This is a genomic window from Methylomonas sp. Uni0009 (genome assembly GCF_054188105.3).
The window spans coordinates 1,217,287-1,241,609 of record NZ_JBTAFN010000001.1 but is presented as its reverse complement, the minus strand read 5'-3'; the positions used below and the strand labels follow the sequence as shown (position 1 = coordinate 1,241,609).

23 protein-coding genes are annotated in these 24,323 nt (G+C 53.1%); 13 read left to right on the top strand and 10 right to left on the bottom strand.

Translation table 11 applies throughout. The features are described from left to right. Positions 1-8 precede the first annotated feature (8 nt). Positions 9-662, bottom strand: coding sequence for a cAMP-activated global transcriptional regulator CRP (gene crp, locus ACWAU0_RS05830; RefSeq protein WP_033158235.1), 654 nt, complete (start codon positions 660-662; stop codon positions 9-11). 128 nt (positions 663-790) lie between these two features. Here crp and ACWAU0_RS05825 point away from each other — a divergent pair, with 128 nt between their 5' ends. Then, positions 791-1,210 carry an OsmC family protein gene (locus tag ACWAU0_RS05825; RefSeq protein WP_033158234.1) on the top strand — a complete coding sequence of 140 codons (420 nt, stop codon included), beginning with the start codon at positions 791-793 and terminating at the stop codon, positions 1,208-1,210. A 4-nt stretch (positions 1,211-1,214) separates the two neighbouring features. Then, entirely contained in the window at positions 1,215-1,994 is a 780-nt protein-coding gene (gene speD, locus ACWAU0_RS05820) for an adenosylmethionine decarboxylase (protein ID WP_033158233.1), read from the top strand. Between the two features lie 60 nt (positions 1,995-2,054). Here speD and ACWAU0_RS05815 read toward each other — a convergent pair whose 3' ends face one another. From ACWAU0_RS05815 to apaG, 3 genes are all read right to left on the bottom strand, one after another. Beyond that, positions 2,055-2,375, bottom strand: coding sequence for a periplasmic heavy metal sensor (locus ACWAU0_RS05815; protein ID WP_458138618.1), 321 nt, complete (start codon positions 2,373-2,375; stop codon positions 2,055-2,057). 75 nt (positions 2,376-2,450) lie between these two features. Then, on the bottom strand, positions 2,451-3,284 hold the full coding sequence (locus ACWAU0_RS05810) for a symmetrical bis(5'-nucleosyl)-tetraphosphatase (RefSeq protein WP_458138617.1): 834 nt from the start codon (positions 3,282-3,284) through the stop codon (positions 2,451-2,453). Further along, on the bottom strand, positions 3,284-3,661 hold the full coding sequence (apaG, locus tag ACWAU0_RS05805; protein WP_020484295.1) for a Co2+/Mg2+ efflux facilitator ApaG/CorD: 378 nt from the start codon (positions 3,659-3,661) through the stop codon (positions 3,284-3,286). The genes ACWAU0_RS05810 and apaG overlap by 1 nt, the downstream gene beginning before the upstream one ends. 71 nt (positions 3,662-3,732) lie before the next feature. Between apaG and ACWAU0_RS05800 the strand changes: the two genes are divergently transcribed. The 4 genes from ACWAU0_RS05800 to ACWAU0_RS05785 all read left to right on the top strand — a co-directional run bounded on the left by ACWAU0_RS05800 (position 3,733) and on the right by ACWAU0_RS05785 (position 7,993). Continuing rightward, a complete protein-coding gene (locus ACWAU0_RS05800; protein ID WP_319961099.1) occupies positions 3,733-4,254 on the top strand; it encodes an ankyrin repeat domain-containing protein in 522 nt (173 codons plus the stop codon). A gap of 63 nt (positions 4,255-4,317) precedes the next feature. Continuing rightward, positions 4,318-5,688, top strand: a complete 1,371-nt coding sequence (mpl, locus tag ACWAU0_RS05795) for a UDP-N-acetylmuramate:L-alanyl-gamma-D-glutamyl-meso-diaminopimelate ligase (protein ID WP_319961100.1) — start codon at positions 4,318-4,320, stop codon at positions 5,686-5,688. A gap of 3 nt (positions 5,689-5,691) precedes the next feature. After that, complete coding sequence (locus ACWAU0_RS05790) at positions 5,692-5,979, top strand: Rdx family protein (protein ID WP_101053946.1); 288 nt, start codon at positions 5,692-5,694, stop codon at positions 5,977-5,979. Next, on the top strand, positions 5,948-7,993 hold the full coding sequence (locus tag ACWAU0_RS05785; RefSeq protein ID WP_458138614.1) for a serine/threonine protein kinase: 2,046 nt from the start codon (positions 5,948-5,950) through the stop codon (positions 7,991-7,993). Before ACWAU0_RS05790 ends, ACWAU0_RS05785 begins: the two co-directional genes overlap by 32 nt. Positions 7,994-8,136: 143 nt before the next feature. Here ACWAU0_RS05785 and ACWAU0_RS05780 read toward each other — a convergent pair whose 3' ends face one another. From ACWAU0_RS05780 to ACWAU0_RS05770, 3 genes are all read right to left on the bottom strand, one after another. Next, a complete protein-coding gene (locus ACWAU0_RS05780; RefSeq protein WP_319961102.1) occupies positions 8,137-12,180 on the bottom strand; it encodes a hypothetical protein in 4,044 nt (1,347 codons plus the stop codon). Positions 12,181-12,439: 259 nt separating this feature from the next. Further along, positions 12,440-12,826 (bottom strand): diacylglycerol kinase, encoded by a 387-nt coding sequence (locus tag ACWAU0_RS05775; RefSeq protein ID WP_319961103.1) that lies wholly within the window; start codon positions 12,824-12,826, stop codon positions 12,440-12,442. 3 nt (positions 12,827-12,829) lie between these two features. Further along, positions 12,830-13,459 (bottom strand): phosphatase PAP2 family protein, encoded by a 630-nt coding sequence (locus ACWAU0_RS05770; protein ID WP_458138612.1) that lies wholly within the window; start codon positions 13,457-13,459, stop codon positions 12,830-12,832. Between the two features lie 102 nt (positions 13,460-13,561). On the opposite strand from ACWAU0_RS05770, the gene ACWAU0_RS05765 reads away from it, so the two are divergent. Both ACWAU0_RS05765 and ACWAU0_RS05760 read left to right on the top strand, forming a co-directional pair. Further along, entirely contained in the window at positions 13,562-13,726 is a 165-nt protein-coding gene (locus ACWAU0_RS05765; protein ID WP_458138610.1) for a hypothetical protein, read from the top strand. Positions 13,727-13,812: 86 nt separating this feature from the next. Continuing rightward, complete coding sequence (locus ACWAU0_RS05760) at positions 13,813-14,118, top strand: hypothetical protein (protein WP_171696865.1); 306 nt, start codon at positions 13,813-13,815, stop codon at positions 14,116-14,118. Positions 14,119-14,226: 108 nt separating this feature from the next. Here the strand turns inward: ACWAU0_RS05760 and ACWAU0_RS05755 are convergent, their stop codons facing one another. The 3 genes from ACWAU0_RS05755 to ACWAU0_RS05745 all read right to left on the bottom strand — a co-directional run bounded on the left by ACWAU0_RS05755 (position 14,227) and on the right by ACWAU0_RS05745 (position 17,487). Then, entirely contained in the window at positions 14,227-14,931 is a 705-nt protein-coding gene (locus ACWAU0_RS05755) for a DUF2490 domain-containing protein (protein WP_319961105.1), read from the bottom strand. Positions 14,932-15,315: 384 nt separating this feature from the next. Further along, positions 15,316-15,750, bottom strand: a complete 435-nt coding sequence (locus ACWAU0_RS05750) for a hypothetical protein (RefSeq protein WP_033158222.1) — start codon at positions 15,748-15,750, stop codon at positions 15,316-15,318. 174 nt (positions 15,751-15,924) lie between these two features. Continuing rightward, positions 15,925-17,487: a bifunctional aminoglycoside phosphotransferase/ATP-binding protein gene (locus ACWAU0_RS05745; RefSeq protein WP_319961106.1), complete on the bottom strand. Its 1,563-nt coding sequence runs from the start codon at positions 17,485-17,487 to the stop codon at positions 15,925-15,927. A 316-nt stretch (positions 17,488-17,803) separates the two neighbouring features. On the opposite strand from ACWAU0_RS05745, the gene ACWAU0_RS05740 reads away from it, so the two are divergent. The 5 genes from ACWAU0_RS05740 to motB all read left to right on the top strand — a co-directional run bounded on the left by ACWAU0_RS05740 (position 17,804) and on the right by motB (position 24,289). Further along, complete coding sequence (locus tag ACWAU0_RS05740; RefSeq protein ID WP_033158221.1) at positions 17,804-18,631, top strand: undecaprenyl-diphosphate phosphatase; 828 nt, start codon at positions 17,804-17,806, stop codon at positions 18,629-18,631. A gap of 60 nt (positions 18,632-18,691) precedes the next feature. Further along, entirely contained in the window at positions 18,692-19,675 is a 984-nt protein-coding gene (locus ACWAU0_RS05735; protein WP_319961107.1) for a calcium/sodium antiporter, read from the top strand. A gap of 2 nt (positions 19,676-19,677) precedes the next feature. Beyond that, the gene (locus tag ACWAU0_RS05730; RefSeq protein WP_101053973.1) at positions 19,678-22,344 is read left to right on the top strand and encodes an MMPL family transporter; all 2,667 of its coding nucleotides are present in this window, start codon (positions 19,678-19,680) and stop codon (positions 22,342-22,344) included. A 116-nt stretch (positions 22,345-22,460) separates the two neighbouring features. Further along, complete coding sequence (gene motA / locus ACWAU0_RS05725; protein WP_033158218.1) at positions 22,461-23,306, top strand: flagellar motor stator protein MotA; 846 nt, start codon at positions 22,461-22,463, stop codon at positions 23,304-23,306. A gap of 11 nt (positions 23,307-23,317) precedes the next feature. Further along, positions 23,318-24,289, top strand: coding sequence for a flagellar motor protein MotB (gene motB / locus ACWAU0_RS05720; RefSeq protein WP_171696860.1), 972 nt, complete (start codon positions 23,318-23,320; stop codon positions 24,287-24,289). Positions 24,290-24,323: the final 34 nt, after the last annotated feature.

Genomic DNA, 24,323 nt, shown 5'->3' with positions numbered 1-24,323 from the left:
ACGCGGCGTTAACGTGTGCCGAATACCACGATGGTTTTACCGTGTGCGGTGATCAAGCCCTTGTCTTCCAGCTCTTTCAATACGCGCCCTGCCATCTCGCGGGAACAACCGACGATCCGGCCGATTTCCTGGCGGGTGATATGCAACTGCATGCCGTCCGGATGGGTAATTGCGTCCGGCTCCTTGGCCAAATCCAACAGGGTGCGGGCGATACGGCCTTCCACGTCCATAAACGCCAGGTCGCGGTATTTACGGCTGGTGATCAACAAGCGAGTCGAGAGCTGTTCACCGAGTACGGTCAAAATCTCCACCGCCTGATCGCGCAACTCGGCGTTTAACAGCATTTTGAAGCGCTCGTAGCCGATTTCCGCCATTTGGCATTTGGTGCGGGTTTTCACCAGTACGCTCCGCGTTTCGGCATTTTTGAACACCCCGATCTCGCCGACGAAATCGTGTTTGTTCAAATACGCCAAAATCAACTCTCGGCCTTCCTCGTCCTCGACGCTGACGCTGACCGAGCCGTCGACCACAAACAACAGCTTGTCGCCTATATCGCCGGGGCGGACTATGGTGATTTTGGCTGGATAGCTCCTAACATGGCAGAAGCGTAAAAAGGCGTCCAGGGCAGAGGGTGAAATCTTGTTTTGTTTAACAAAGCTCATAATTTGTAATAATTCTGTGAACTAGATTGGTTACCCTATCAAGGTGCAGTAGTTTTACAAAAAAATCAAGACATTTGACGGGTTCGTTGTAAAATTCGCGACAATTTTGAATTTGGTTGGGGTTTAGCATGCAGGCAACGATTAAATGGGTCGACGGCAGATTATTCGTCGGCGAATCCGGCAGCGGGCACACGGTCGTGATGGACGGTCCGCCGGATCACGGCGGGCGTAATCTCGGGGTACGCCCCATGGAAATGCTGTTGTTGGGCGTGGGCGGCTGTTCGTCGTTCGACGTCGTGGATATTCTGCAAAAAGGCCGCCACGAGATCGTACATTGCACTGCCGAACTGACTGCGGAACGGGTGGACACAGTACCGGCCGTATTCAGCAAAATTCATTTGCACTTCAAGGTGACGGGTAAAAATCTGCCGGTTGCCGCAGTGGAACGGGCGGTGAAGTTATCCGCCGAAAAATATTGCTCGGCTTCCATTATGTTGGGCAAAGCGGGCGTGGAAATAAGTCATGATTTTGAAGTTATAGAGGGTTGATCGGTTGAGCAAATTACAGTTACACGGGTTTAATAACCTGACCAAATCGTTGAGTTTTAATATTTACGACGTTTGCTATGCACCCAAAGAGCAGGAAAAAGCCTATATCGAATATATCGACGAAGCCTATAACGCCAAGCGTTTGACGCAGATTTTAAAAGACGTAGCCAACATCATCGGCGCGCAAATTTTGAATATCGCCCATCAGGATTACGATCCGCAAGGTGCCAGTGTGACGATGCTGATCTCCGAAGGTGCGGTGATTCCGGCCGGCATGAATTCCGAGTCACCCGGCCCGTTGCCGGAGACGGTTTTGGCGCATTTGGATAAAAGCCACATCACCGTACACACTTATCCGGAAAGCCATCCGGATACCGATATTTGTACGTTCCGGGCCGACATCGACGTGTCAACTTGTGGGCAAATTTCCCCGCTGAAAGCCTTGAATTATTTGATTCACAGTTTCGAGTCCGACATCGTCATCATGGATTACCGCGTGCGTGGCTTTACCCGCGATGTATCCGGGCAAAAACATTACATCGATCATAAAATCAATTCCATCCAGAATTACATCGCGGAAAGCACGAAAGAGCTGTACCAGATGATCGACGTCAATGTGTATCAGGAAAACATCTTCCACACCAAGATGATGTTGAAAGAAACCGAACTGGAAAATTACCTGTTCGAAAAGGAAAGTAATTTCAGCGACGAGGATCAGGAAGAAATCCAAGGCATGCTGCAGGAAGAAATGGCCGAGATTTTTTACGGCCGAAATTTCTCTTAAAAAATACGCTGGTTCAAACAACGGCCTCAGCAGTCACAGCGACTGCTGAGGCCGTTTGTTTTATGGGGCCGGTTTACGAGGGGCTTGCTCGCGCATCTGTTCCTGGTGCTGCTTGCGCAAATCGTCCATTTTCTGCATTTGTTCAGGAGTTAACACTTCTTTCATTCGGCTGTGCGACTCTTCGTGGATGGCGCGGAATTTTTCGTGCTGTTCTTTAAAAATCGCTTCCAGTTTGGATTTTTGCTCCGGACTGAGTTGCAGCAGTTTGTTCAAATGTTCTAGTTTGTGGTCCACCGGTTGGCCATAGTCGTTTTCACTAGGGTAAGCGAAGGCGGTTAATGGCAAGGCCAGGATGATGGCGAGGAACAGGTTTTTTCGCATGGTCTAATCTCGAGTTAAATTGATGTGGTGCTTGGTGTGCGAGGGAACTGATGCCGGAACGCCGGCAAAAGTTCACTACTCTGAAAACGCCTTGGGGTTTTGCACGGGCGCGCAGTCGATGCTGAAACGTCTGGGTTGTTCTGACAGTTCCAGCGCCGTCAATTGTCCGCCCCACAAGCAGCCGGTGTCTATTGAGTAACAGTTATAGCCGGCGAAATAGCCCAGCGTGGACCAATGGCCGAAGATGATGCGCATATCGATACTTTTGCGGCCCGGCACTTCAAACCAGGGCATTAAGTGGTCGGGCTGGCTGCCGGGCGCGCCTTTGGGCCCAAAATCCATCACGCCGTCGACGGTGCAATAGCGCAGCCGGCTGAAACAATTGATCGCAAAGCGCAGCTTTTCGGTTTTCAGTAAATCGTCGCGCCAGACCACGGGCTTGTTACCGTACATGGAGCGGAAAAAGCGTTCGTGATCCGGGCTTTGCATGGCTTGCTCGGTTTCACGCGCCATGCGCAGCGTGGTTTCAAAATCCCACTGCGGCGGCAAGCCGGCGTGCAGCATGCAAAAATTGTCATTATGATGGAACAGCTTTTGATGGCGCAGCCAGGTTATCAGTTCTTCGCAATCCTCGGCCCTTAAAACGTCGCTCAGCGTGTCTTTTTTACCGGCCTTGCCCAGCGAAACCACGGTCGCAATCAAGTGCAGATCATGATTGCCCAGTACGGTAACGGCCGCAGAACCCAAGCCTTTCACAAAGCGCAGCGTTTCCAAGGATTTTGGGCCGCGGTTCACCAAGTCGCCGGCCAGCCAGAGTTGATCCTGATTCGGATCGAAGCTTATATGGTCCAGCAAACGACGAAACTCGTCGTAACAGCCCTGAATGTCACCAATTGCATAAATCGCCATTAGTGCAGCGTTCTGGGTATCGATAAAGTGAATTTGGGAATGGCTGCGTTAAAATTTTCGCCGGCGTCCGATTGCATTTGATACTTACCTTGCATCACCCCGACCGGAGTTTCTATCATCGCCGCGCTGGTATAGCGGAACGAGTCGCCGGGGCTAAGATGCGGGTTTTCTCCCACTACACCGTCGCCGTTGACTTCCTGCACCTTGCCGTTGGCATCGGTGATCAGCCAGTGGCGAGTCAGCAATTTGGCCGGCGTGGAACCGACGTTGGTGATGGTGATGGTATAGGCGAACACATAGCGGTTCTGTTCGGGGGACGATTGGGCCTCGATATAGTAGGGTTGGGCTTCAACTAAAACTTTGTTTTTTTCGCTCATTGATAGATGATGTAAATCAGTATTTGCCTTATTTCAACCCAACTCATACCCAAACGCAAGCAAGCAATCCGATGAATATCCGCAGATTCCTGAGCGCAGCGCTAATCGTCTGGTCCGTGCAGGCGCTTGCCGAAGATACTAAAGATTTATTTGCCGCCGCGGCCACCGGCAAGCTGGACCGCGTCGAAGCGCTATTGGCGCAAGGATTGGACGTCAATGGCAAATTGGAGACCGACCGTACCGCACTTATGGCAGCCAGTTTTAACGGCAATTTGCGGATTGTCAAGGCGCTGCTGGCGTATGGTGCCGACGTCAATTTGGCGGACAAACTGGGTTCCACCGCATTAACGGATGCAGTGATGTTCGGCAATGCCGACATAGTTGGTGTGTTAATCGCAGCCGGTGCAAACGTTAACGCGGCGGACAGCCAGAGCGTGAAAATACTCGATAAAGCCAAAAAACTCGGCCGGGAAAACATCGTAAAGCTGTTAGAAGCGGCTGGGGCCAAAGGTTCGGAAGCCAAAGTCGAAGAAAAAATCGAAGGCGAACCCAAAGTCGAGGAAGAAAAAAAGCCGGAAGAACCGAAAAAATGATCCAATTCGCTGACGACCGAATTTCCGGATTTGCATCTAATTAACCCCGCTACAATTATCAGAATGACAGAATTACAAAAGCCACTACACATCCACATCCTCGGCATTTGCGGCACCTTCATGGGCGGCTTGGCCTTGATCGCCCGCGAATTGGGTTATACCGTCAGCGGCTCCGATCAAAACGTCTACCCGCCGATGAGCACGCAACTGGAAGAGCAAGGCATTCGGTTGATGAATGGCTATAAAGCCGAAAACCTGGACTGCAAGCCGGACTTGGTGGTCGTCGGCAACGCCATGTCGCGCGGCAATCCGGAAGTGGAAGCGGTATTGAACCTAGGTTTGCCGTATATCTCCGGCCCGCAATGGCTGGCAGAGCACGTGTTGCAACAAAAATGGGTATTGGCGGTGGCCGGTACCCACGGCAAAACCACCACCAGCAGCATGCTGGCCTGGGTGCTGGAATATAACGGCTTTAAACCGGGCTTTCTGATCGGCGGTATTCCGCTGAATTTCGGCATCTCCGCCCGTTTGGGGGAATCGGATTTTTTCGTCATCGAAGCCGACGAATACGACTGCGCTTTTTTCGACAAACGCTCCAAATTCGTCCATTACCGGCCACGCACCGCGATCTTGAACAACCTGGAATATGACCACGCCGACATCTTCGAAAACCTGGACGCCATTAAAAAACAGTTTCACCATCTGGTGCGCACCATACCCAATGAAGGTCTGATCATCGCACCGGCTTGCGAACAACATATCACCGAGGTGCTGGAAGCAGGCTGCTGGACGCCGGTCGTGAAGACGGCTATCGACGGCGAAGGTGATTGGCAGGCGCACTTGTTGAAAGCCGACGGCAGCAGCTTTAGCGTCAGTTTTGCCGGTGAAGAGCAAGGAGTAGTCGAGTGGACTTTAACCGGTCGCCATAGCGTCTACAACGCCTTGTCTGCTATCGCCGCCGCCCGGCATATCGGCATTCTGGCAAAAGATGCGATAGCGGCTTTGCAACAGTTTCAAAATGTGAAACGACGCATGGAAGTCATCGTCAAAAGCGCCGGCGTTACCGTTTACGACGACTTCGCTCACCATCCCACCGCCATCAAAACCACATTGGACGGCTTGCGCCAACAAGTCGGCAGCGAAAAAATCCTGGCCATCGTCGAGCCGCGCTCCAACACGATGCGGTTGGGTGTGCATACGCAATCGCTCGCAGAATCCCTGGGCCAGGCCGACCGGGCCATCGTCTATCAGCCGGATAATCTTGGCTGGGATTTAAGCCAGCTACTCAAATACGCCAACAACATCGAGATTTGCAACAGCTTGGAAAGCATTATCGCTACCATCAAAGCCCAAGCCGGCGGCGTTTGCCATGTGTTGCTGATGAGTAACGGCAGTTTCGGCGGTATTTACAAACGCCTGCGCGACGAGTTGTAAGCCATGAACCGCGTCGAAATCCGCTACTGCACGCAATGCCGCTGGCTATTGCGCGCGGCCTGGATGGCTCAGGAATTGTTAAGCACTTTCGAACAAGAACTGGACGAACTGGTAATGCAGCCCGATACCGGCGGTATCTTTGAGGTGCGCGCCAACGGCGAGTTGGTCTGGTCCCGCAAGCAGCAGGGCAGGTTTCCGGAGATTACCGAGTTAAAGCAATTGGTGCGCGATCAAATTGCCCCCGAGCGCGACCTGGGGCATGCCGACCGCAAGCCCGCGCCGCAGTCTTGATCAGGCTGCGCAAAGACTAAACAAGGCTAAGCTGTCTGAGATGATGCTCCCGGAAGACGACGCCACCCTCATCAAACCCAAAGACGACGATCTGACCCGGATCAAGCCGCGCCCCTACCCTCAGGTGTTGAACGACAGCCCTGGGCAGGACGCTAAATTCAACGATGATTATTCTCTACGCGGCGCCGTGGGCGTGGGCGGCGGTGGTCAGGTGTTGCTGGGTTTTGACGAGCGCATCGGCCGCGAAGTGGCGATCAAGGAATTACTGGATCAGGCTGCGAATGATGATGTCGAGCTCAGCGCACGTTTTCTGCGTGAAGCCCGCATTACCGGCCGCCTGGAACATCCGGGGATTGTGCCGGTTTACGATCTGGGAACGAAGCAAAGCGGCGCGCCCTATTATGTGATGCGCTTGGTGCGTGGCGATACACTGGCCAAAGCCCTAAAAGCCTGTAATGACGAGGTGTTGGCCGAGCATGCGCTGTCGCGGCGCCTGGGCTTGTTGGACAGATTAATCGACGTTTGCGAAGCGGTGGCGTACGCCCACTCCAAAGGCGTGATTCATCGCGACATCAAACCCGGCAATATCGTGCTGGGCCCGTTCGGTGAAACCATTGTGTTGGACTGGGGTTTGGCCAAGGTGGAAAACGAAGCCGATCTGGCGCCACTAATATCTGCCGCACCGAAACAGGTGGCCGACGATGCGGATTTGACCCGGATCGGCGACATTCTCGGCACCCCGGCCTATATGGCGCCGGAACAAGCTAATCCCGATTTCGGTGTTGTGGATACGCGCTCCGATGTGTTCGCGCTTGGTTGTATTCTCTATTATTTATTGGCCGGCCATCCGCCGCTAAGCGGTAGTGCTGATGAAATATTGGCGCAACTCAGTTCGCTGGCGTCTATGCCCTCGGCGCGGGATCCGAAGCTGCCCATGCCGCCGGAATTGATCGCCATCTGCGACAAGGCATTATCCAAGGACAAATCGCTACGGTTTCCGAATGCGGCTGCGTTAGCCGACGAGTTGCGGGCCTATCGCGACGGTCGCTTGGTGAGTGCCTATGCCTATTCGCGCGGCGAACTGCTCCGCCGCTTCATCGCCCGCAACAAAGTCGTGCTGGCGGCCAGTCTGGCGGTATTGCTGGCGATTTTGATCGGCGCCGGACTGGCCTTCAAATTTGGCGTGGAGGCGCATAAAGCCCGAAACTTGGCGGTGGCTGAAGGCGAAATTGTCAAGCAGGAAAAGCAGCAGGTGGAGCGTGCGCTAGCCGATGTCACCCGTATTTCCAACCAGAACCTGACGGCTGCCAACCAGATCGCGGACAGTATCTTGGGCAACCTGAACGAAATGCGCATGGGCATGCAGCGAACCGCCGAGTCCTTAAACAGCAACTCCGATTTAGCCGCATCCAGCGGCTTACTGGAGAGCTTGCTGCAACGTTATCCGCGCGGTGAAAGTTTCGCTACCACCCGCGCGCCCGGCACTATCGTGGCGGTGGCGCCGGGCAAATATCGCCAAGCGCTGGGTGCCGATACCTCGCAACTTGAGCACAACCGAATGACTTTAGAGCGGGGAGTGCCGATTCTGAGCCGGATTTATCAAGCCCCTGAGGGCTTTCCCGCCGTCACGATGGTGGTGCCGATCAAACAGGGTAAAACCATCCCGGGCTTTATTTCCATGCGCATCAAACCGGTCGATTTTCTGGGTGGTTTGCTGGCCGAGGATACTCAGACCCAAAAACGCACAGTGTGGGTCGTGCAAGATGATGGCCTGCTGCTTTACGATAGCGACCCGCAGGAGATTGGCCTTAATTTGTTCCGTGAGGAGCGCTTCAATCAGATACCGGAATTGCGCCAGCTCGCGGCTGAAATCGCCGATCAAGACGCCGGCGTGGGCTATTACCAAAGCCAGTCAGCGGCTCAATCCGCGCCGTCAAGGCAGATCGCCGCCTGGGTAAGTTTGCGGCCGGCGGAGAATCGGGGCTGGAAAGTGGTGGTTTTAGAAGCTTGGTGACGCGGCTGTATTGCACAGTCTCGCCCTTGGAACTTATACAAGGCGTGGCGAAAGCATTGCGTTGAAGCGTAGCCGGTTAGAGAAAGCCTTGAAGGTCATTGCGCGTAATAAAGCCCCCGGCTGTGCCGGGGGTATCTGCTATGTCAAGCCTCTGATTTCGGCACGGCCACTTGAGGCTGTGATTTTTTCCACAGCCCACCACCGGTAAAACAGTTCCAGCCCCAGCGCAGCCAATTCAACAACGCTGCGGCCATCCACAAAGACCAAGCCAACATCAAAATCCGGTAGGCCAACAAAGGCAGGCTTACGATGGTGGCAACGGCCAACTGCGGGCCATTGCGATCCTGATACCAATTCAACAAAGTTGCAGAGGATTGATTTCCGGCAATTTGCATATCCGGATTTCCCAACAAACCTTGTTCGACCGCAATCGCTATTGACAACAGCGACAACAGCGTCAAACCGGCCAAGCCGATTTGCGCCAGATTGAACCAGCGCGGCCGCTGCGGTGCATGATGGGCGCGGAATCCCAACGCAAACAACCAGCCCACCACTAAAAATGCGGCAGCAATATGCAGTTGGCTCAGACCGATCAATAATAAAAACCACTGCCAATGCCGCAACGGCGTGATATTCAGCTTACCCAGCCCGAACGCCAATAAGGCCAGTACGATCAGCAAACCCCAAATCAACACGGCCGGACCAAATTTTGGGCCGAAGGTCCACAACAACCAACGCTGCTGCGGCATCAGTAATTGAATACGGCTGTTGACGCTGGTAACGCCAAGATCGACCAGCGGCGTGCGCAACAGCACGCCCGGTTCTTTAGCCGTTTGCCAATTAAGCACAATTTGCTGGGTGCCGGGATGTATCGGCAAACTGACCGCCGCGCCTTGCTGACGAATCGGCTGACTGACACCATCTATCGTCACGCTTTGCAGCTCCGCCAGTTCCGGCAGTTTTACGGGGTGTTGTCCGCCTTTGGAGCTGCGGATGCTCAAAATCAGTTCGACTGTTTCGCTGCGTTGCCCCGGCTTGACCGCTAATTCGCTTCTATCGATAGTCAGGGTTGAGCCGGCCACCGCTTGCGGTCGGCCGATAGTCAGATTGACCTTTTCGCCTGGCCAGGGCCGCCACTCCGGTAGCCACTGGCCCTGCCCGTCCTGGTGATGCACCACCGCAATGCCATCGGCTTGTAAATGCCAGATCGGGCTGACATCGGCGCGCCACACCTCGGTCCATTGCGGCGTGTCTGCGGCTTGCAAGGTCAATTGCTCGGTTTTTGCCAGTGCCGACTCCCATTCCAAAGTGGCTTGACCGGCCGCCATGTTCACCAATACTTTACCGTCCTTCACCCGCACCTGCGGACTGGTAACCGCTTCGCCCGGCAACAACGGTAGCTCCAGTAACACCGGACTGAGTGCGCCGGCCAATTGCTCGACGCGGGTGGTCACTCGCCAGTCCAAGCCCAAATGCAGAGTTCTTTCCACCCGCACGAATGCCGGCAAGGCAGTTTGCTGCAATTTATTTCTCGGCCCGCTATCGGGTTGCAATCGGCTGAACTCCAGTTGTGGACCCACCTTGCCGTCCTCGTATAAACCATCCACCCGCCAGCCGTCGGCAATGACACCAGCGTGTTGCGGCGGCAATGGCAGCGGCAAACTAAATTTATCCTGCGCGGTATAGCGGCCCTGCATCGTCACTTTGTGTACTCCAGGCGACACAGCCAGCCACAAGCTGCCGTCATCCTGCCGGATCAAGGCTTGCGCCTCGCCGCCATCGACGCTGACCTGCTCCGGAAACCATTGCTCAAGCTGAGCCGGCAACGGTACTGCCAAATCCTGCTGCGCGTGCAATTGCAGTTCGATACGCAGCACTTCCGGCTTGACCAGTAATTGCATATCGGCAATCTGCGCGCAATTGGGTAGGCACTGCGGTGCTTGCAGCAAACGGGTTTTCAATTGCTCCAGCATTGGCGCGTCGGGCAGATCGGCATAGGCCTTTTGGTTTGGCGCCATCAACAGCGGCAGCAGCAACAGACAGGTCAAACTCGGCAAGGACAAGCGCCAGTTGGTGGCGATGGCTCCCAGCATTTTTAACACCAACACCGCCACCAACAGGGCTTGGGCAAAGTGCAGCAACATCAGCATAAATGGCGACAAATACCAGAGGCGGATTTGCTGATTACTATCAACCGCGCCGTTCCAGCTTAACTCCACGCGCTGCCAGCCCCAATGCGGCAAGCCGGGACCGGTTTGCAGATTGGCGTCCGGATCGATCCGTTGCAAACTGGCAGCGCTGCCACCATAAGCTCTCGACATCTTGGGTTTAGCGGAATACTCGGACTCTGTTTTAGCAAGTTCTCTTATTTCCGGCTCCGGCGCCATCGCCGAATCCGCCATTTGTTCTACTTGCATCGCCATTGGTGCGGCGGCGCTCACCATCGAATGCAAACGTTGAATAGGCTGCCGGGGCAATTCCAGTTGCGGATAAATGCCGATACGAATCTGCGCTATCATGAATGGAATCGTCAGCATCAGCAGCGCCAGCCAACTGGCGTTGCGATACCATTTCAACCATTGCCAAAAGCTACCCGCCGGTAATACCCGCAACAGTGCCAGCACCGCCAGCACATTCAGCCAAATCAAGCGCGGCGCATCGGCCTCATGCCAAATCAGCGTCAAACTGAGCAAGGCAAACGCGCCCCATTGCGGCGACCAGAGCCGGCCCACGGCTAATGCGGCAATCAAGACCAAAAACAAGTCCAGCAAGGTCCAGCGGTTTAACCAGCTATTCGGTACATTGTCCACGCCGCTGACCGCCAGCAGACGCCAGCCCGGCGGGATATTCAATTCAGCCTGTACTTGTTGAAAACGCTGTTGCCAGCCGCTGGCGCTCAAGCTACTTAAATCGGCTTCGATCCGGCTGTCGGCATTCAGCTGGATGGCACCGCGGCGCACTTCCACGCCCTGGTTGCCGTCCGCCAGTTGCGTGATCAATTGGCTCTGACCGTCCAGTTGCACTTGGCCCAGTCCCAGCTCGGGCACCGCGTTCAAGCGCCAGTCGCGACTCATCGTACCGGTGATGTTATCGCTGACCGTGTAACCGCCGCCCTCGAAGTCCAGCCACAGCGTGCGCTTCAACTTGAGTTGATTCGGCTCGGGCTCCGGGTCGCCGCGGCGCACAACCTTAAACTTCATACTCTCGCCTTGCTTGAGTTGATAGGTAGGTAAATGCTGCCATTCGGCGGGCAGATTGGTTTGACTGCCGTCTATCGCGGTCAAATTCTCGATCTCCACCAAACGCAAGGCAGGCACGGCCTGGAACGCCCACAACTCTTCCGCCGGCCAGTTCTCGTCCTTTACGGTCAAATCCAGTTGCGTCAAGGCTTGTGGATGGCGGGCATGAATGTCTATGCTCCAGCGTCCCGGCCGCACTTGCACCAATAGTCGTCCGTTTCCGTCCAGACGAGCGGGCAACGGGCTATTCAACGCCACCGGGATAAAGTTAGGCAGTAAAGCATAAGGAAACTCAATCTCGCGGGCCTTGCCGGAGACTTCCAAATCCAGCCGGGTAATGACTTGCAGTGGCACCTCGTCCTGCACCTGCCGGAATACTTGCAGGTCCAGCCTATCCTGCTCCCGGTCGGCAGTGTCGGCGTTCTCGGTATTCAGCCACAAGGCACCTTGCTTGATGGGGGGATACGCGACCGGCTTATCGTTGACGCTGAGCTGAATCAAGCCGCTGGCTTCGGGTAAGGCTAATTGTTCCGGCAGGCTTTCCCAGAAAAATTCGCCGCTGATCTGGTAGCGGCCCGCGGGAAAGTACAGGGCCGGCTTACCGTCTTTTTCTACGACCGGCTGGGTTTGTTTGTTGACGGTGACCGTCTGCGGCCAATGTTGCGTGTCGCCCGGCAAGCTAATCCAATCCTGGCGATACACGGTCCATTCGGCAACGAAGCTACCGTGCTTGGCTTGTAAATTCAGGTGCAGAGCGCCCGGCCAGGCACAATGTTTTTGTTGAAAATCGTCGAAGATAAACGGGCAACGATACTGGGTTTCATCCGCCAACACCCAGTTGACCCAGGGTTTTAACGGCTCCGGAACGTCTTGCATGTCCAACGCCCTTGCCGTTTGCAACGGTGCCAGCCCAAGCAGTAGCCACAGCATAAAAACCAATCGTCCCATATTATCCTCCCGCCTTCATCCCATTTAAGGGATTTGATAAACATCATAGAAAACTCTCTCCCTCCGCACCCAGGGATATGAAGGGATTTATGTATCTTAACATTCGTCATGCTTATCTAGCGTGGGGGCGATTTATCCCCAGCCGGGCTAAAGCTGGTGAAATTGAGCAATCTCCGGTTTTTGCTTTTAAGGCACTGCGCCGTCTGCCTCTTGTAGCTATTTGTTTGATGGTGCCGGGGAAATCTTTATCAGCGGGGGATCAAGCGATTAACGACCCTAAGTAGCTGAGCTCCCAGAGCATGACCACTGCCCAAATCAGAATGCTGATGCCTGCAGCGGCTGCGGCAATATCCTTGATGACGCGGATTTTTTCATTTTGCCGAGTTTCCACGAAATCGCAGAGCGCCTCTATCGTGGTGTTAAACATTTCGCATATCAGCATCAGCCCGGTGGCGGTTAGTACCGAGATGAAATCCACCCATTGGCGAAAATAAAAGCATACGGCCAAAATCAACACGGACAGTACGACTTTATAGGCCACACTAAAATCATAAACAACCGCGTAGCGCAGACCTGACAAACAGACCTTCAATTTTCTAAAAGGGTGATAACCGCTCTGTCCGGTATTAAGAAATTTGTTTCGCATGACTCACCTGATGAAGATGCCGCCGTTTTGCAGCAGATTAATTAAACCCAGCACCCACAATAGTCCCAGTAAGGCGCCAGCTAGTACATCCGAGGGGAAATGAACTTGCAGATAGACTCGTGAGACGGCAACCAGGGATACCGTCAATAGCGTAAACCCGGTCAAAGCGTAAAAGTTAAGCCCCAGTTTGTCGGGTTTGCACATCCAGCATAAGGCCGTAGCAAAGGCAACGATTTGCGCGGTGTGGGCACTTGGGAAGGAGGCGTCCAAGGGGATTTCACCCACAACGGGGAAAAAATCGGGCCGCGGGCGAGCGAACCAAAGCTTGGCGAGACGGCTGAACAGGGCAACACCCGTTAGGCTCAAGACCATCAGCCCTGCCTCTTTGATACGGCTGTTTCTCACCAGAACACCGCTTAGCACTGCGGTTATCGGGGCCAGAATGAACAGCGAACCAGTCCAGGTGATGGCTGCAAAAAAACGATCCAGCAACACACTTCTGATGCCGTGCGCGGTACTCATTAGAACGCGATCCCACGGGTGCCAATGCACACTGAAGCGCTCGATAAAAACCAGCAATGCGATTGCCGCTAACCAACAACCAAACGTCGGGAGATATTTCAAACCTAACATTTTCATTATTTTGCCTCCGCGTTAGCCAACCACTAATCCGGCCGTCGAATCTCGCTGCTTTCGGGCAGTCGAGAGTTTTATTGTTACCATGGATTCCGGCTTTTGCCGGAAACATCTATTTCCACACCGCGGCTTGCCGCTTCGCCTGTCATGCTCCTTGGCGTATTACCGACAAATTGTTGGGAAAACGGCAGGGTTTTAGGTGCTGATAAATTATTTGTTAATTATTTAACAATGACTTATGCGTTTTTAGTGGTGGCACTCTAATTGCTGGGCAAGAGTCGCCGGCACCGGCCTGGTTGACTTTGCAACCTGGTTTGGCCGGTATTCTTTATTAGTCATGAGGTGTTGATATGTTCGAAGCCATTGTATTGTTCATACTGACCGGCCTGGTCGCTGCGTGCGCATACTCGTCTCAGGGTTGCGAACTTTCCTTTTTCGGCAAACTATTTCGTTCCGCTAAAGGCCAAACGCCAGCAACTTCGACCAGCCAGTCTGTCGCTACTGACAGCACGGAACCAAGCTCCAGTTTTCTGGAACAGCTGCAAAGCGAAATTGAAGCCACTTTATTTCCGCGTCCTACGGACTCGGTATTGCGGCGTCATTACGATGCCTTGGTTGCTGTGGAAGTGAAAAACCGGTTGAGCTTTTTTAGCTGAGAGCCGAGGATTCTATATGCAGCCCAGGCGGGCTGCATATAGAGTCAGTCTCCAGCTTGGTTTTAGTGCCTCGCTGGTGGTAGCGAAAAATCCCCGCATTTCTCTGGCTTAGAAATTGACATTGATATTGGTTAGCCAAACGTGATTGGTAACATCGGGCGAGCCGTAGTTATGGATGTATTGCAATTGATAGCCGGTATCGACATTCAAATTTTTGGTTATTTTGTAGCCCACCCCGACATAACTGCGATTTTGGTTGATACCGGTCTGCACGGATCGCGCCAGCCGGCCCTCGTCTATCGAATTGAAATACACAAACAGCTCATCAAGCGCGATTAGATAAGCTTGGCTGTCCGGTATTGAATAGACTAAACGGAAGCGGTGCCGCATGCGATGACCGACGTCGCCTTCGTGGGCAAAGAAGCGTTGCTCTAGACGAAACCGGTACTGAAAATTCAATTGCGACGTCCAGTTGTCTATCCACTGCACCTGCTGCATCGCATCGTTGGTGGCCATTTCAAAGTCGGTTTGTTCGCTGTATTCGCCTTGCCAGGTATAACCTAGCCAGAGCTGCAATTTGTTGGTTAGCTTATAGCCGAGCAGCGGACGGACAATAATTTGATTAAACAAGGTATTGTCGGTTTTGGTGCGCGGTGCCAATTCCAGAAAAACTAAATAGGGGCTGCCGCCGAAATCGGTTTGATAGGTATTGCTGATCCAGGTGCTGAAATCGTCTTGCACGGGGCCGGCTTCAACTGCGAACGATGTCAGCGTAAGGCCGGTGAACAGCAGGGCTAAGTGAGTTTTTTGCATGTGTTGGTACCGAAGAACTTGATTTGAAACGAACGGCGTCACGGTCAGCGGGGCTTTGCGTGTGCGGGTGCACGGTTTATCTGCTGGGGATAAGCTTATCTCAATTCTTGATAAATGTGCTTACTCAGGGCAGGTATTCTGCGTGCTACGCAGAGGCTTAGGTTTATAAGTTTGTTGATTCAGGGAGTCGGGCGTAAGTCATCTGCTTGCCGCCATGCGGCTTTGTAGCAGCGGGAAAACCTGAAAGAGGGGTTACATTGCAGACAAGCTGTTTGCCAAAGAAGTCTGCAACAGCAAAAGGTATTAAACGGTGACGTGATTCATAGCGGTTTTAGACAAACCCTCCGGTTGCCGGAGGGGGTGTGTCAGCGAAATGAATTCGGCTTAATCGGTCAATCCGCTTACACCTTCGACAGACCAATTTTCGAAATCGCTGGCTCCGGAGGTGTCGTCGCCTTTGCCGTATTGGATCCGGCAAGCGTAGTGACGCATCACGTTGGGGCTGTCTTTCCCGCTGATTTCCACGTCGGCATTGACAATATATTCGTAGTTGCCGAGAGTCCAGGCATTGGTCGGTTGGCTGGCAAATGACAGGCTTTGATCTTCGTCGGCTTCGTTTTTGATGTAGGTGTTGCAGTGGGCGAACGCCATAGCGGTCATGTCTGTGCTAATGGACATAGGGTTGGCCGCGTCCTTGCTTTCCACCAAAAATAAATCGGAAGCGGCGATGTCGTACATAAACGGCAGGAAAAACTTAATCTGAATGGCTAGCAGGCCTGCCAGACAGACGGCAAATATTATAATTTTCTTTTTATTCATGGCTCAAATGGTGGTTTTTATTGGTTTAATTATCTAGCGATCACCCGCGATTCTAACAAAGATCGTGGACAGTAGGAAATGCCAACCCTCGCCGCCTAATTTACCGTGAATTTAATATTGTCCAAGCGCACAGTTTTACCGCGTCCGTTTCGGCAAAAGCCGGTCTGGCTTGGTTTATTCCAATGTTCGCGCCAGCTCGTGCCAAGCTGCTTGTTGATCGATTTCGTCCAGGCCGTCGCTATTGTTGGTCAATACGAGGTTGTACGGCAGCTCTTCGGTTTGCAATGCTTCGGCGCCTGTCTTGGCTTTGTCCAATACGTTCAAGTCGGCTTCCGATGGGTCGCCGCCTTGTTCTTGTCTACGTTGTATGCGTTGCTGCAGCACCTTGTCCTTAGCCTGTATCGAAACAATGACGAAAGGAATTCCCAGGCTTTGTGCCAGTAACTGGAACGGGTGGCGTTGGGCGTGTTGCAAAAAAGCGGCATCGACAATAACCGGAAACCCGTACTTAAGCAGGGTTTGCGCTAGGTCTAGCAAACGTTGGTAGGTTTTTTGGCCGGCTTGTGGATGGTATATGCCTCCATCGATTGCCGAACTGCTTTTTTGCAGGGCGCTTAACCCAAACAGCCGTTTTCTCTCGACATCCGAACGCAAGCGGATCAACTGATGTTTTTCCAATAGTAATTGCGATACCGCGCTTTTACCGCAACCTGGCAGGCCATGGGTCAGAAGCAATGCCGGTTTGCGCGGGCTTAAACTGCTGTCGGCCAAATTTAAATAACTTAGGCATGCTTGTCTGGCCGTTTCTGCGCCGGTTTGCGCGAACCTGAACCCGGCAATCTTCGCGCGCACCGCGGCCCGGTAACTGAGATAAAAGCGCAACACGCCGAGGCCGGCATAATCGCCGCTGATTTGCAAATAGGCGTTCAAAAATCGATATGCCAGATCGGCGCGCCCGCGATGGAGCAAGTCCATGATCAGGAATGCCGCATCGCTGATCGTATCTATCCAGCGCAATTCCGGCGAAAACTCGATACCGTCGAATGCGACCGGCCGACCTCTTAACAGCACGATATTGCCCAGATGCAGGTCTCCGTGGCATTCACGAATAAAGCCGGCTTGTTGCCGCTGCGAAAACAGGTTTTCGGCCGCCAAAAATGCCTGTCGACAGTTATCTTGCATTGACTTGATCAATGCGGCATCTTCGGGTTTCATCAACTCAAGCAATTGCTGAAAATTTTGCCGGGCCGGCGCTTCAATGGTGGCCGGAGAGCCGTAGTTCGAGTCCGGACTCGCCGGCGCCAAGCCCCTATGAAACCGGGCGATAGTGTCGGCCAAGCTGTCGATATGCGTTGGCGTAACTTCCGCTTGGGCCAGTAACGTATCCATCAACTTATCGGCTGCAAAGCGGCGCATTTTTACCGCATATTCAAACGCCGGCTCCACGTTGATTCGGGGTTGTTTGGGGCACCCGCCAATAGCCGCCACCTGCAAATAAATGCCGGGCGCCAGACGCCGATTCAAGCGAATTTCTTCCTGGCAGTAAAAGTAGCGCTGGCTAAGTTGGCTGAAATCCAAAAAGCCCAAATCGACCGGTTTTTTAATCTTGTAAGCATAGCGGCCGGCCAGCAACACCCAGGAAATATGGGTTTCCAGTACGGTGACCCGTTTGACCGGATGCGGGAAACAGGCCGGATCGCAAAGAGCGCTTATCAGTGGGGGATATGCAATGGCCATGGTTAAACACCTTCCCAGACTGAGCGGGATTAATACTGCAACGGCAGTGCCTTGTACTGCCGGCGATTCTGGCAGACCGGCGAGCGCTATGCAAAGCACGCCCAAACCTAAATTGCTGCTAGGCATGTCGGTCATAAATGCCAGGATTTGCCGTGCCTTACAGCGTAAAGTTACGTAATGGTTGAGATTTCGACTATAATCCCGCCCCGCTTATATGGCTTTTTCATAGGCTTACCAAATTCGACTGGTTTACATCAACTTCATCGACATGCTGATTTCGACCCTGGTACCTGACTGGTACGGAGCCTGATAAAAAATGGACATTACCCTCATCATTAAATCCCTGATACTCGGCGTAGTTGAAGGATTAACCGAATTTCTCCCCATTTCCAGCACCGGCCATTTAATTCTAGCCGGCGATTTGCTGAATTTTAATGACGACAAGGCCAAGCTGTTTACCATCGTCATTCAGGTAGGCGCGATCCTGGCGATTTGCTGGGAATACCGGGCCAAGATCGGCTCGGTATTGAGCGGATTGACCAGCGACAGGCAAGCACAAAAATTTGTGTTGAATCTGGCGATTGCGTTTATGCCGCTGGCGACGCTGGGCTTGTTGTTTGGCAAACATATCAAGGCCGCGCTGTTCAAGCCGGTGCCGGTGGCGTTGGCGTTTATCATTGGTGCGTTCGTGATTATCTGGGCGGAAAAACGCGAGCATAAAATCCGGGTCGATAATGTTGACGATCTCAGTCCGCTGGATGCCTTGAAATTGGGTATCGCCCAAGCTTTTGCCTTGATCCCCGGCACCTCCCGTTCCGGCGCGACCATTATCGGCGGCTTGCTGTTCGGTTTGTCGCGTAAGGCGTCTACCGAGTTTTCTTTCTTTTTGGCGATTCCCACCTTGGTCGTTGCCAGTCTGTACGACTTATACAAGCACCGCGACTTACTGCATATCGAAAGCGATGCGCTGTCGTTCGCGGTGGGATTAGTCGCGGCTTTTATCAGTGCCTTGCTGGCGGTTAAAGGTTTGCTGCGTTACATCAGTCATCACGATTTCATCATTTTTGCCTGGTATCGGATTGTGTTTGGCGTGGTGGTGATTGCCAGTGCTTACAGCGGTTTGGTGCAGTGGACGGTGGATTAGCATTCGGCGTCACGTAGGGCAGTATTTCGGTTTTTTGATCTTTAAAATTAAGGGTAGGTTATGGCTTTGCCACTGTTGATGATAGTCATCGGTCTGATTGTGTTGGTTTGGAGTGCCGATATTTTTGTCGAAGGAGCTGCGGCGATAGCGCGTTTTCTGGGCATGTCGCCGTTATTAATAGGTATGGTGGTGATCGGTTTCGGCACCTCCGCGCCGGAGTTGTCAGTGTCCGCCTTGTCGGCCTGGCAAGGCAATCCAGGCTTAGCGCTGGGCAATGCTTACGGGTCGAATATCACCAATATTGCCTTGATTCTGGGGATGGTCGCCTTGATCAGTCCCATTACCGTCCATTCGCAAATCGTTAAAAAAGAACTGCCGGTATTGTTTGCCGTGACCCTGTTCGTGCTCGGTCAGGTATACGACGGCGATCTGTCGCGGATGGATGCGGTGCTGGAACTGGCGGTATTCGTTGGCGTGATGACCTGGATGGTCCGGCAAGGGATGAGTAAAACAGCCGAGACGACCGACGTGTTAGGCGAAGAAGTTGCTGAAGAATTGGAAGAGCATGCGATGTCCTGCGCTCAGGCTGTCATCTGGCTGGTTTCCGGTTTGCTGTTATTAGTGATCAGTTCCCGCTTATTGGTTTGGGGTGCGGTATCGATTGCCCAGGATTTGGGCGTCAGCGATTTGGTGATTGGTTTGACCATCGTCGCCATCGGTACCTCCTTGCCTGAGTTGGCGTCGTCGATTGCCGCCGCCCGTAAAGGCGAGCACGATCTGGCCTTGGGCAATATCATCGGCTCCAATTTATTCAACACGTTGGCGGTGGTGGGTTTGGCCGGGGTGATTCAGCCGATGTCGATTCCACTGGAAATCGTTAATCGCGATTGGCCGCTGATGGCCTTGTTAACGGTGTCGCTGTTCTTTTTGGGCTACGCCAGAAAAGGCGAGCAAGGCCGCATCAATCGGGTTGAAGGCGGCATCTTGTTGGCCATTTACGCCAGTTACACCGTGTACTTGATTAACACCGTCGTGAGCGCTTAAGTATGTCCTTGGAAAAACGTTTGGGAAATATCGCTTTTCGATGGGGCAACTGGTTGCTGTATTCGCCGGGGTTAGTGTTACTGGCTTCGGTAATCTTGGCTTATCTGGCCGCGCAATACACCGGCAATCATCTGACCGTCAACACCGATACGGCGGAACTGATCGCTCCGGAAGCGCCGTTTCAGCAAAACCGCCGCAAATTCGAACAGCAGTTCGGCCAGGAAGTCCATACCTTGCTGCTGGTGATCGAGTCTTCCAGTCCGGAGTTGACCAAGGCCGCTGCCCAACGCTTGAGCCGGGAGCTTAGAGCGGATACCGAACATTTCACCAAAGTCTATCGGCCGGATGAAAATGCGTTTTTTCAGCGCAATGGCCTGCTGTATCTGGATACTGATAAGTTGCAGGATTTTTCGGTGACGCTGGCGCAAGCCCAGCCGTTTATCGGCCGCATCTCGCAAGATCCCAGCCTGAATGGCTTTTTCTCGATCTTCGAAGACGCGCTGAATGCAGAAACCAAAACCGAAGAAGTGCCCATCGATCTGATGTCTTTAATCGACAAGGTCAGCAACTCGCTGCATAAGACCCTGAACGGCGAAACCGACCTGCTCTCCTGGCAAAAACTGATTGCCGAAAACAAGATCAGCGAAGAGCAATCGGACAAAGCCTTTATCTTCGTCACGCCAAAATTCGATTACACCCAAATTTTGCCGGTAGAGCCGGCGATTAATGTCATCCGTCACGCTGCTGACAAAATTCAAGACCCCAACATGCCGGCCGTCAAAGTTTGGGTGACCGGCGAAGTCGGTTTGGAACACGATGAAATGGCCGGCATGAGCGAGGGCACATTTACCGCCAGCATTTTTTCCATCGTGTTGGTCTGCGGCATTTTATTGGTTGCTTACCGTTCTTGGCTGTTGATGCTGGCTACCTTGCTGACATTGGCTTTGGGCATGGTGTTTTGCGGATTGTTCGCCTCCGTGGCGGTGAAACAACTCAATCTGATTTCGGTGGCCTTCGCGGTCTCCAATATTGGTTTGGGCGTGGAATATGCGATCCATTTTTGCCTGCGTTATCGCGACAATCTGGACCTCTACGGCAGCGACAAGGGCAAAGCGATTCGTTCGGCCTTGTTGGCGACCAGCCCGTCTTTGATTCTGTGCGCCGGCACTACCTCCATCGGTTTGTATGCCTTTATTCCCACCGACTACCAAGGCATTTCCGAGTTGGGTTTGCTGGCCGGTACCAGCTTGTTTATTTGCTTATTCATTACGCTGACTGTGCTGCCGGTGCTGCTTAAGGTACTACCGAATCCGCCCGTGCATCAATTGCATGGCGAGCAACCCGGCGAGTCGAAGTTTACCCACGTGTTGGCTCATTATACGTTGCACTATGCCAAACCGATTTCCTTGTTGACTTTGCTTGGCGCGGTGGTTGCCGTGTACTTTGTGTTTCAGGTGCAAACCGATTTCAATCCCTTGAATCTGCGCGATCCGCATACCGAGTCGGTGATTGCCTTCAAGGACTTGATGAAAGAGCGCGAAACTTCGCCGATGACCTTGACGGTTTTGGTGAAAAACGAAGACGAAGCCAGAGCGGCGCAGAAAAAGCTGGAGAGCCTGAAGACTGTCGACAAAACCATCAGCTTGTTCGACTTTGTGCCTGACGATCAAGAAAGCAAATTGGGTATCATCGACGATATGGTGCTGACGCTGGGTCCGCAGAGCCAGTTTTTCCCGCAATTGAAAACCGGCACTGATCCCTTGCCGGCCATCAAGCGGATGATCGCCGCGATTGATGCCAACCTGCCGAAAAAAACCAATCCGGCGGACATCAAATCCCTGCAAACCTTTAAACAGCAGTTGCAAGACGTGATGGTGGAGTTGGAAGCCAGATTCCAGCCTGATCGCGGCGTGTTTATCGAGAAGATTCAAACCTCGTTGCTCGGCACTTTGCCCACTGTCATGAACCAGCTTCTGATCGGTTTCCATGCCGAGGAAATTGTACCGACCAGTATCCCGGCGGAAATCAAGGAACGCTGGTTGAGTAAAGACGGTTTATACCGTATCCAGATTTTTCCCAAGGAAGATTTGAACGATCTCGGTAACTTGCAGGCTTTCATCACCGACGTACAGGCCGTAGCGCCCAACGCCACCGATTTGCCGGTCATGTATTGGGAATCCATGAAAGCGGTGATCGGTGCCTTCCAGGAAGCCATCATCATTGCCCTGGTGGCGATTGCCTTGCTGCTGATGTTTATTCGCCGCAGCATCGTCGACACGCTGTTGGTGATGACACCCTTAGTGTTGGCCGGCTTGTTCACAATGGCAACTACCGTGTTTACCGGCACGCCGATCAATTTTGCCAATATTATCGCCTTGCCTTTATTAATGGGGCTGGGTGTCGATAACGGCATCCATATGGTTGAAAAATTGCATCATTCGTTGTCCGAGGATCAGAATATTTATCAATCCAGTACCGCGCGCGGCATGTTCTACGGCGCGTTGACTACCATTTCCAGCTTTGTTGGTTTGGCATTTTCCCCGCATCAGGGCATCTCCAGCATGGGCTTGGTCATCACTATCGGCATTTTCTGGATCATGACGTGTACTTTTGTGGTGCTGCCGGCTATCAGCAAGCTGGTTTTAAAAAAAACTGAGCATTTAGCCTGAGAGTTTGAAAACCATAGCCTAGACTTATCCGGCAACTTACATGGCGGCCGGTAAAGGTAGCGAACCCAGGGTAAGTTTGATTTTTATAATTAACTTTTAGTTTTTTAGAGGCAACCATGTTTGTAATCATTGGTTATGTGATTATTTTAGGCTGTGTATTGGGCGGCTTTTTGATGGCCGGCGGCCATCTGGGCGTGCTTTGGCAGCCGGTTGAGGTGCTGATCATCGTCGGTGCCGCCTTCGGTTCCTTCCTGGCCAGTAACTCGCTGGCCACCAGTAAAGCGGCGATGGCCGGCGGAACCGCCACGCTGAAAGGTAGTACCTACACCAAGGAGTACTATATGGAGCTGCTGATGAGCTTTAACGCGCTGAGTCAGAAGGCCCGCAAGGAAGGTTTGTTGTCCCTGGAAAAAGTGGTGGACGATCCGGAGGGTAGCTCCATATTCGGTGAAAAAATCGTCCACGATCACCATCTGATGGAGTTCATTTGCGACAAGCTCAGGCTGATCCTGACCGGTGTCGATGTCAACCAACTGGAAGACATCATGGACGCGGAAATCGAAGTACACCACGCCGAAGGCAACGAGCCGATCAAAGCCGTGCAAAAAGTCGGTGACGGCATGCCGGCTTTCGGTATCGTCGCGGCGGTAATGGGGGTGGTACATACGATGGAATCGGTGGGTATTCCGCCGGCGGAACTGGGCAAACTGATCGCGGCGGCGCTGGTCGGTACCTTCCTGGGTATTTTGGTGTCTTACGGCTTTATCGGCCCGGTAGCGTCGGTCATGGAAGCGCGGCTGGAAGAAGAAAGCAACGCCTATAAATGCACGCAAAAAGGCCTGCTGAATTGCGCGAAAGGTACTTCGCCGGCCATGACGGTGGAATTCATGCGTACCGCGATTCCTCATCATGCCAGGCCGACCTTTACCGAGCTGGAAGAACAATTGAAAGCCGGCAAATAAGGTAAACGACAATGGCCGAACAACCCATAATCATCAAGAAAATCAAGAAGGGTGGTCACGGTGGGCACCACGGCGGGGCCTGGAAAATTGCCTATGCCGACTTCGTGACGGCGATGATGGCTTTCTTTCTGTTGATGTGGTTACTCGGTTCCACCGACGAGAAAACTAAAAAAGGCATTTCCGAATATTTCCAAAACCCGTTTGGCGTCGCGATTGTCAGTAACCCCGGTGAGGGCTCCGGCGACCGGACCAGCATCATCCAGGCCGGCGGCCAGGACTTGAAATCGCAAGACGAGGGGCAAGTGCATCAAGGGGAAAATACCCCGGCCGAGCCAACGCCTGAGGATATTGAAAAACTGGCGGAAGAGCAGGAAAAACTCAAGCTGGAAAAATTGCAGGAAAAAATCGAGGACATGCTGAAAGCCAATGACAAGTTGGCGGAATATAAAGATCAGATCAAGCTGGAAACCACCCCGGAGGGTTTGAAAATCCAGATTATCGATGCGCAAAATCGGCCGATGTTCAAACTGGCCAGTTCCGGTATCGAAACCTATGCGCAAGCCATCCTGCGCGAGTTGGCACCGGTGATCAACGAATTACCCAACAAAGTCACCATCAACGGCCATACCGACGCATTGCCGTTTCCCAGCAATCGCACCGGTTATTCCAACTGGGAGCTATCCAGCGATCGGGCCAATGTGGCGCGCCGTGAGTTAACCCAAGGCGGACTCAGTGAAGACAAGGTGTTGCGCGTGGTCGGCTTGGCATCCAGTATTCCCTACAAGGGCGACGTGCCTAACGATCCGATGAATCGGCGGATTTCCATCGTCGTGATGAATAAAAAGACCGAAAATCAGGTGCTGCACGATGGCGCTGAAGATAAGCCCGGCAGCAGCGATACCTCTGTGCCCGGTTTGCCGGCCATATCGCCGACTATTCAGCAAAATACCAAAATTACAGGGGCGGACGGCGCTGCGCATTAATTTGGCCCGGTCAGTACTAGGCTGAACGTACGGT